The organism is Desulfobaculum sp. (genome assembly GCF_054921475.1).
The window spans coordinates 1-7,299 of sequence record NZ_JBUDSW010000189.1 but is presented as its reverse complement, the minus strand read 5'-3'; the positions used below and the strand labels follow the sequence as shown (position 1 = coordinate 7,299).

Here is a 7,299-nt window from a genome sequence, read left to right as displayed (position 1 = left end):
GTCGCCGTCGGTGGCGGTTATGGCAGGGTATTCTCCCGGCGCGCACAGTTCCAGCAGGGCGTGGCCCAAGGCCAGCCTGTCGCACCCTTCGGGGAAGGTGAGCAGTTCGCGCGTGGGCGCGTCCGGCCACTGGAGATAGACCGGGTATTCCGGGGTCACGATGTCAGTAAAATCCCGCCACGCGCCGTTTTTGTACTGGCGGCAGGTGAGCTCGCGCAGGCGGGCCTCCTGCGGCGCGGCTGGGGATGTGGGTGACGTTTTCATGGTCAGTCCTCGCTGAGCGTGTGGTCATGGTGCGCGGCGGCGCATGGCGCGCCGCGCGAGTGGTCTAAAAGCCCAGAGCCGAAACCGTCGGACGGGTGTAGCCGTCCTGCACGGCAAGGATGTCGAGACTCAGCGAATCCAAATCGTCGATAAGGGCAAGGGTTTTGCGGTCCAGTTCCCGGAAGTCCGCACACTTGATGTACAGCTTACAGCTTTCGCAGACGTCGACGCGGTAGCCGGTTTCCCCCTCGGCGGTGAAGTAGGACAGCTTGTCCATGTCCGTTTCGCCGCAAAAGGCGCACATGATGCGCGGGATGCGGTACACCGTGTGGCAAAAGGAGCACGTGGCGTGGCGAAAGCCCTGCTTTTCGCGCAGTTCGGTGATGAGCGGCAGGCTGCCGCAGACGGGACAGTTGCCCCCGCGTGCTTCGTCCAGCTTCAGGTGCTGTTCGGCCTGCTGCGCAACGGCCCTCAGGCCGGGGGTCAGGCTGGATTGAACCAAAAAGGCCATGGCCCGTGGGGCGTCCGGGGTCTTTTCCGCCCATGCGGCAAAGGGGGCGTCGTCGCCGGAGATGTAGGCCGCGAATAGGGCGGGCAGGTCCACTGCGCCGTCCTTTCGGGCGGCGTCTATGGTCTTGGCGGCGTCGCCAAGGGGTGCAGGGGCATCAAGGATAAGGGCGAGCAGGTCGTCAAACAGCCGCGTGGCCAGAGCCTCGTCCACGGGGAAGGATTCGCGCGGCAGAAGCGGTACGTCCGGTCCCAGCTGCTCGCGCGGGGTGAGCAGGCTTTCGTCAAGGGCGGTGGCGGCTTCGTCACGGGCATGGACCTGCATGGTAAAGACGTCCTTCACCAAGGCGGTGAGGACGTCGGGGATATGATTCTTTTTTTGCAGTTGTTTCAATCTGGTGTCGAGGAGTCGCAAAAGGGAGTCGGTGGATGTGGACATAAAATGAGCACCTGCTTGAAAACGGTTTGATAGTGGAAATTTTCAGCATAGTACACTTTTTGGATTTGAAAGACCAATAGGTCCGGCAATCCGCGTCATATATGGGCGGAAAGGCTTGGCACCCTTGCGTATACTGTGAAAAGTTGGTGCCAAACTTTGAGTATATCTGAAAGGGGTAGACGTGGGGGCTTGAAGTCAATATGACTGATTTGGTAGTAATTTACCGTGTCTTAAAAACGTCACATGAAAAAAATGACGAAAAAGGAGCGTAAAGGTGAAAAGACGACTGCTTCTACTCTCGCTGCTGGCCCTGTTTGTGGCGGCTGCCCTGCCGACGATGGCACTGGCCGAAAAGCCTGTACTGATGATGGCCACCACCACCAGCACGGACAACACTGGTCTGCTGGACGAATTGGCCCCCGTTTTCGAGCGCGAAACGGGCATCGAACTGCGCTGGACCGCTGTTGGCACCGGCAAGGCGCTGGCTATGGGCCGCAATTGCGATGTGGACGTGCTGCTCGTTCATGCTCCTGGCGCGGAAAAGACCTTTGTGAAGGAAGGCCACGGCGTGGACCGCACCCAGATTATGTACAACGACTTCGTCATCATTGGCCCCGAGGCCGACCCGGCGGGCGTGAAGGGCATGTCTGTGGTGGACGCCATGAAGACCATCGGCTCCAAGCACCGTGAATTTGTGAGCCGCGGCGACAACTCCGGCACCAACAAGAAGGAAATCTCCCTGTGGAAGGCCGCCAAGATGCCCGTTCCGGACAAGGAAAAGTGGTACGTGCAGACCGGTCAGGGCATGATTGCCACCATTAATGTTGCGGCGGAGCGCGGCGGCTACACCATGACCGACCGCGGTACCTACATCAAATACGAAGCCAACCATAACGGCAACGCACCGTTGAAAATCCTTGTTGAAGGCGATAAGGCTCTGTTCAACCAGTACAGCGTACTGTGCGTGAACCCCGCCAAGTGCTCCTCGGTCAAGTATGACCTTGCGACCACGTTCCGCAAGTGGATGGCTTCCGCCCCTGTGCAGAAGCGCATTGGTGATTTCCGGCTGCTGGGCAAGCAGCTCTTCACCCCCAACGCAGAGTAAAGCGCCGCGCGGCAGTGCCGCTACAGCGTAGAGAACGGGGCCGGGCAGCGTGACGCGCGTCCGGCCCTTTTTCATCTCTGCCTGATGACGGTCCGCCACGGCGGAACCGGGAGGAATATGGACTACTTGCTCGACGGCCTCGTCCGGGCCTTTATCTTGCTTTTTCAGCTGGATGCGGAGACGTATTCCGCTATTTACACCACGCTTTCGGTATCGTCGTTGTCCATCATTGGCAGCCTTGTCCTTGGCGCGCCCCTTGGGTTTTTGCTGGGGCATGCGGACTTTCCCGGCAAACGCGCGCTGCGGATGCTGGTGGATACGCTGCTCTCCTTTCCTACGGTGGTCATTGGGCTGTTGGTGTATGCCTTTTTGTCCCGGCAGGGGCCGCTTGGCGAACTTGGGCTGCTCTTCACCGTGCCCGGCATTGCCGTGGGCCAGACCATTCTTGGCCTGCCCATCATTATCGCGATGACTGCCACCGCTGTGGAGAATATGGACCGCCGCCTGCGCTGGACGCTCCAGACCCTTGGCGCGTCGCGGCGGCAGACTTTGGTCACCACGTTGTGGGAGGCCCGCTATCACCTTGCCCTTGCGGCTGTGGCCGCCTATGGGCGCATTGTGTCCGAGGTGGGTATTTCCATGATGGTGGGCGGCAACATCAAGTGGCATACCCGCACCATCACCACGGCCATTGCCCTTGAGACGGGCAAGGGTCAGTTTGCGGTGGGCATTGCCCTTGGTTTGGTGCTCCTGTGCATTGCCTTTCTCGTGAATCTTGCCGTCTCGGGCCTGAGGCGCCTTGCGGAGCATGACCGATGAACACCATGTACGAGCTGACAGACGTCCGCCAGCGCTACGGCGCGCGCGACGCGCTGCATATTGATGCCCTGTCCATTGCCCAGCGCAGCATTGTGGGCGTGGCCGGACCAAACGGCAGCGGCAAGTCCACGCTTTTGCGCATCCTTGCCTTTTTGGAGCGTCCGGTGAGCGGCGCGGTGCGCTTTGACGGCGCGGACGTCACGCAGGCGGGCAATGGTGTGCGCCGCCGGGTGACCCTGCTGACACAGGAGCCGTACCTCCTCAAGCGGAGCGTGGCGGGCAATGTGGGCTATGGCCTCAAGGTGCGCGGCGAGGCCATGGACGAGGGCCGCATTGCCGAGGCGCTGCACATGGTGGGGCTGGCCCCCGAGTCCTTTGCGCGCAGGCCGTGGCGCGAGCTGTCCGGCGGCGAGGCCCAGCGTGTGGCCCTTGCGGCGCGGCTCATCCTGAGGCCGCGTGTGTTGCTGTTGGATGAACCAACGGCCAGCCTCGACGAAGAGAGCGCAGAGCGCATTCAGGCGGCGGCCAAGGCGGCGCGCGAGGAGTGGGGCGCAACGGTGGTCATGGTGAGTCATGATATGGACTGGCTGACCTCTGTGTCCGACAGCATCGTGCGGATGCGAGAAGGCCGTCTTGTCCGCCGTGAAGGCTGACCGGGCCTCGTCAGCATAAGGAAAAATGCGCCGGGAAGGGGCCGAGGGCCGCACCGTGCGTACCAGAACCTGTTCCCTATGTTCCCGGACAAAAGTGTTACCCATGTTCCGGGTTGTACAGCCGCTGTCGTGCGTTTCCTACACCTTTCCCTCTTGTGGGCCTGCCGTGCCGGGTGCGCCGGAGCGGTCTGAAAAGCCCAAGATTTGGGGCGGAGTGAGGGTACCGCGCGAGGGGCTTGGGCACAGGGCGGCGCAGCATGGGCGTGAGGGACTCCGCGCGCGTAGGCTCATTTCACCACACCAGACCGGCGGACAGCTGGGGCGCGCCAGAGCAGTGAAAGACCATCCATTGAGGGTGGTCTTTTGTCTTTTTGGCGCTTGGCGCGTCAGGGCGGCGTCCCGGCGGGAGGGGGCGTTTTGGCGGTCTATGCGGAAGTGTGGATGAAAAGGTGTTGGGTATGGTTCTTTGTGGTTTGTATTGGTTTCTCCTATCGGACTACTAGGCGAATGCCGAAACAAATTGACCATAAAATCCTGAGGGTGGTATGGCGGTATGGCTTCCGCCCGTGTTGAGGACGGGGGCGATTTCGACAGTGTGATCCTGAACCGATACAAGGAGCCTAACGTGATGAACCGCATCAGACACACACTTCGCATCGTCGCGGTGGCGGCGCTGGTTTTTGCCTGCGCTGCGCCCATGGCCAGTGCCGAACCTACCGGCAAGCTCACCATCTTCCATGCTGGCAGCCTGTCCGTGCCCTTCAAGACCATTGAAAAGAATTTTGAGGCCAAATACCCCAAGGTGGACGTCCTGCGTGAAGCAGGCGGCAGCACCAAAATGGCGCGCATGATTTCCGAGCTGGGCAAGCCCGCCGACCTGATGGCCTCCGCCGACTACATGGTCATCGACAAAACGCTGGTACCCAAATTCACCGACGTGAACATCCGCTTTGCCACCAACCAGCTGGTGCTGTGCTACACGGACAAGAGCAAGTACGCAGGCGAAATCAACGACAAGAACTGGATGGACATCCTCCAGCGCAAGGGGGTGGTGTGGGGCCATTCCGACCCGAACCTCGACCCCTGCGGCTACCGCAGCCTGATGGTGCTCCAGCTGGCCGAGAAGTTCTATGACCGCGACGGCCTCTACAACGACCTGCTCGCCAACCGCCCCAAGGAAAACGTGCGGCCCAAGTCCGTGGAGCTGATCTCCCTGCTGGAAAGCGGCAACATGGACTACGCGTGGGAGTACCTGTCCGTGGCTGTGCAGCATGGTCTGAAGTACGTCACCCTCGACGACCACATCAACCTTGGCAACTACAAGATGGACCCCTTCTACAAGCTGGCCAAGGTGAAGGTGACCGGCAAGAAGCCCGGCACGTTCATGACCCGTACGGGCAAGTCCTGCACCTACGGCGTCACCATCCTGAAGGACGCCCCCAACCGTGAAGCCGCCGAAGCCTTCATGGCCTACCTGCTGGACCCCGAGGGCGGCCTCAAGGTCCTGCGCGAGATGGGACAGCCGCCGTTTGTCCCGGCCCGCGTGTCCTCCGACGCTATGAAGAATGGCCTTGCCACGCAGCTGCAGCCGCTGGTTGAGGTTCGCAACTAGGCGACGTCATGACGGCACAAACGACCACTTTGACCCGCCAGGCGGGGCAGGCCACAGGCCTTGCCCTGCCCGGCGGGCTTTTTATCTGGCTGTGTTCGGCGTGCGGGGTGGTGGTGATGGCTTTCATCCTGCTGCCCCTGTACGAGATGGTCTCTCAACCGAGCCTTGAGGTGCTGTGGGAAACGGCGCTGGACCCGGAGGTGCGCTCGTCCATTTGGTTGTCCGTGTGGACGTCCAGCTCGGCCGCCCTTGGGGTGTTCGTCCTTGGGACGCCCTTGGCGTGGCTGCTGGCGCGCACGGAGTTTTGGGGCAAGCGCCTTGTGGAGAGTTGTATTGATCTGCCCATTATGCTGCCGCACCCGGTGGTGGGCATTGCGCTTTTGAGCCTTGCCGGGCGGGGGCATTGGCTGGGCGAGGCCCTTGGCGCTGTGGGCCTGCGGCTGATGGGAACGGCCACGGGCATCATCGCCGTGATGGCCTTTGTGGGCCTGCCGTTTTACATCAGCGCCGCCAAAAGTGGCTTCGAGAGCGTGCCCGTGCGGCTGGAGAATGTGTCGCGCAGTTTGGGGGCAGGGCGCGGGGCGACGTTCTTCCGCGTCACTGTGCCGCTGTGCTGGCGGCATATGCTGGCGGGCGTCATCATGTGCATGGCCCGAGCGGTCAGCGAATTTGGGGCCATCATCATTGTGGCCTATCATCCCAAGGTTGCGCCTGTGCTCATGTACGAGCGGTTCACGGCCTACGGCCTCAAGTATTCCCAGCCCGTGGCGGTGTGGCTGATTGGCGTGTGCCTTGTGCTGTTTCTGCTGCTGCGTGTCATCACCCTGCCGCAAAGGAGGACGGCGCAATGATTCGCATCTCGGACCTGAGCATCACCTTTGCGGATTTTGCCGTGCGGGGGGTGAACCTTGACGTGGCGGACGGGGAATTTTTTGCGCTCATCGGCCCGACGGGGTCGGGGAAGTCGCTGGTTTTGGAGTCCGTCGCCGGGCTGGTGCCGCAGGCAAAGGGCCGCATCGCCGTCAACGGGCGCGATGTGACGAACCTGCCGCCGGAGCGGCGCGGCGTTGGCATTGTGTATCAGGACAACGCGCTCTTCCCGCACATGTCCGTGATGCAGAACATCACCTACGGTCTGCGCTACCACGATGTGGACCGCGCCGAGGCGCGGCGGCGTGTGGACTGGCTGGTGGAGATGCTGGGCCTGTCGCGCATTGCCGGGCGGGGCGTGCGCGCCCTGAGCGGCGGCGAACAACAGCGCGTGTGCCTTGCGCGCGCCCTTGCGGTGAATCCGCGCGTGCTGCTTCTTGATGAGCCGCTGTCTGCGCTGGACCCCAACTTCCGGGAGGAAATCCGCGGCCTTTTGAGGACCCTGCACCGCGACCTTGGCACCACATTCTTTATGGTGACGCACGACTTTTCCGAGGCGCTTTTCCTTGCCCAGCGCGTTGGCGTTTTGCGCGGCGGACTGCTGGAGCAGGTGGGCGGCGCGCGGGAGGTCTTCTGCCAGCCCAGCACGCCCTTTGTGGCGGAGTTTGTGGGGATGAAGAATGTGTTCCCGGCGACATTTACCCAGCGGGAGGCCCGGTTTGGCGGGCTGTGTTGCCCGTTGCCGCAGGCGGCTGGGGAGCGCTGCGCCCACGTCGCCCTGCGCCCTGAGGATGTTGCCGTCACGCGTGGGGCGGCGCTCCCGGATGGGTATGTGAGCTTTCCGGGCACGGTGCGCCGGGTGAGCGACCTTGGCTTTATGGTGGAGCTTGGCGTGCGGTGTGCGGAGGCAGACTTCAAGGCGCTGCTGGACAGGCGTACTCTGCTGGAATCCGGCATTGCGTGCGGCGACGCCGTGAACCTTGGCTTTGCCGCGCAGGCCGTGCATACCTTCTAGCTCCGGCGCGGACGG

General features: G+C 62.2%; 7 protein-coding genes and 1 pseudogene. 6 read left to right on the top strand and 2 right to left on the bottom strand.

Annotated elements, in window-relative coordinates; translation table 11 throughout:
• Both ACY69P_RS12050 and ACY69P_RS12045 read right to left on the bottom strand, forming a co-directional pair.
• A pseudogene (locus ACY69P_RS12050) lies at positions 1-264 on the bottom strand (hypothetical protein); the annotation flags it as partial.
• A 64-nt stretch (positions 265-328) separates the two neighbouring features.
• Positions 329-1,210 carry a formate dehydrogenase accessory protein FdhE gene (locus ACY69P_RS12045; protein ID WP_462327643.1) on the bottom strand — a complete coding sequence of 294 codons (882 nt, stop codon included), beginning with the start codon at positions 1,208-1,210 and terminating at the stop codon, positions 329-331.
• Between the two features lie 337 nt (positions 1,211-1,547).
• Between ACY69P_RS12045 and ACY69P_RS12040 the strand changes: the two genes are divergently transcribed.
• The 6 genes from ACY69P_RS12040 (at position 1,548) to ACY69P_RS12015 (ending at position 7,284) form a co-directional block, all read left to right on the top strand.
• Positions 1,548-2,315 (top strand): ABC transporter substrate-binding protein, encoded by a 768-nt coding sequence (locus tag ACY69P_RS12040; protein ID WP_459900089.1) that lies wholly within the window; start codon positions 1,548-1,550, stop codon positions 2,313-2,315.
• Between the two features lie 117 nt (positions 2,316-2,432).
• A complete protein-coding gene (locus ACY69P_RS12035; protein ID WP_462327642.1) occupies positions 2,433-3,134 on the top strand; it encodes an ABC transporter permease in 702 nt (233 codons plus the stop codon).
• A complete protein-coding gene (locus ACY69P_RS12030; RefSeq protein ID WP_462327641.1) occupies positions 3,131-3,787 on the top strand; it encodes an energy-coupling factor ABC transporter ATP-binding protein in 657 nt (218 codons plus the stop codon). The genes ACY69P_RS12035 and ACY69P_RS12030 overlap by 4 nt, the downstream gene beginning before the upstream one ends.
• A gap of 628 nt (positions 3,788-4,415) precedes the next feature.
• Positions 4,416-5,399: a tungstate ABC transporter substrate-binding protein WtpA gene (gene wtpA, locus ACY69P_RS12025; RefSeq protein ID WP_462327640.1), complete on the top strand. Its 984-nt coding sequence runs from the start codon at positions 4,416-4,418 to the stop codon at positions 5,397-5,399.
• A gap of 8 nt (positions 5,400-5,407) precedes the next feature.
• Positions 5,408-6,250, top strand: a complete 843-nt coding sequence (locus tag ACY69P_RS12020) for an ABC transporter permease (protein ID WP_462327639.1) — start codon at positions 5,408-5,410, stop codon at positions 6,248-6,250.
• Positions 6,247-7,284, top strand: a complete 1,038-nt coding sequence (locus ACY69P_RS12015) for an ABC transporter ATP-binding protein (RefSeq protein ID WP_462327638.1) — start codon at positions 6,247-6,249, stop codon at positions 7,282-7,284. The genes ACY69P_RS12020 and ACY69P_RS12015 overlap by 4 nt, the downstream gene beginning before the upstream one ends.
• Positions 7,285-7,299 lie beyond the last annotated feature (15 nt).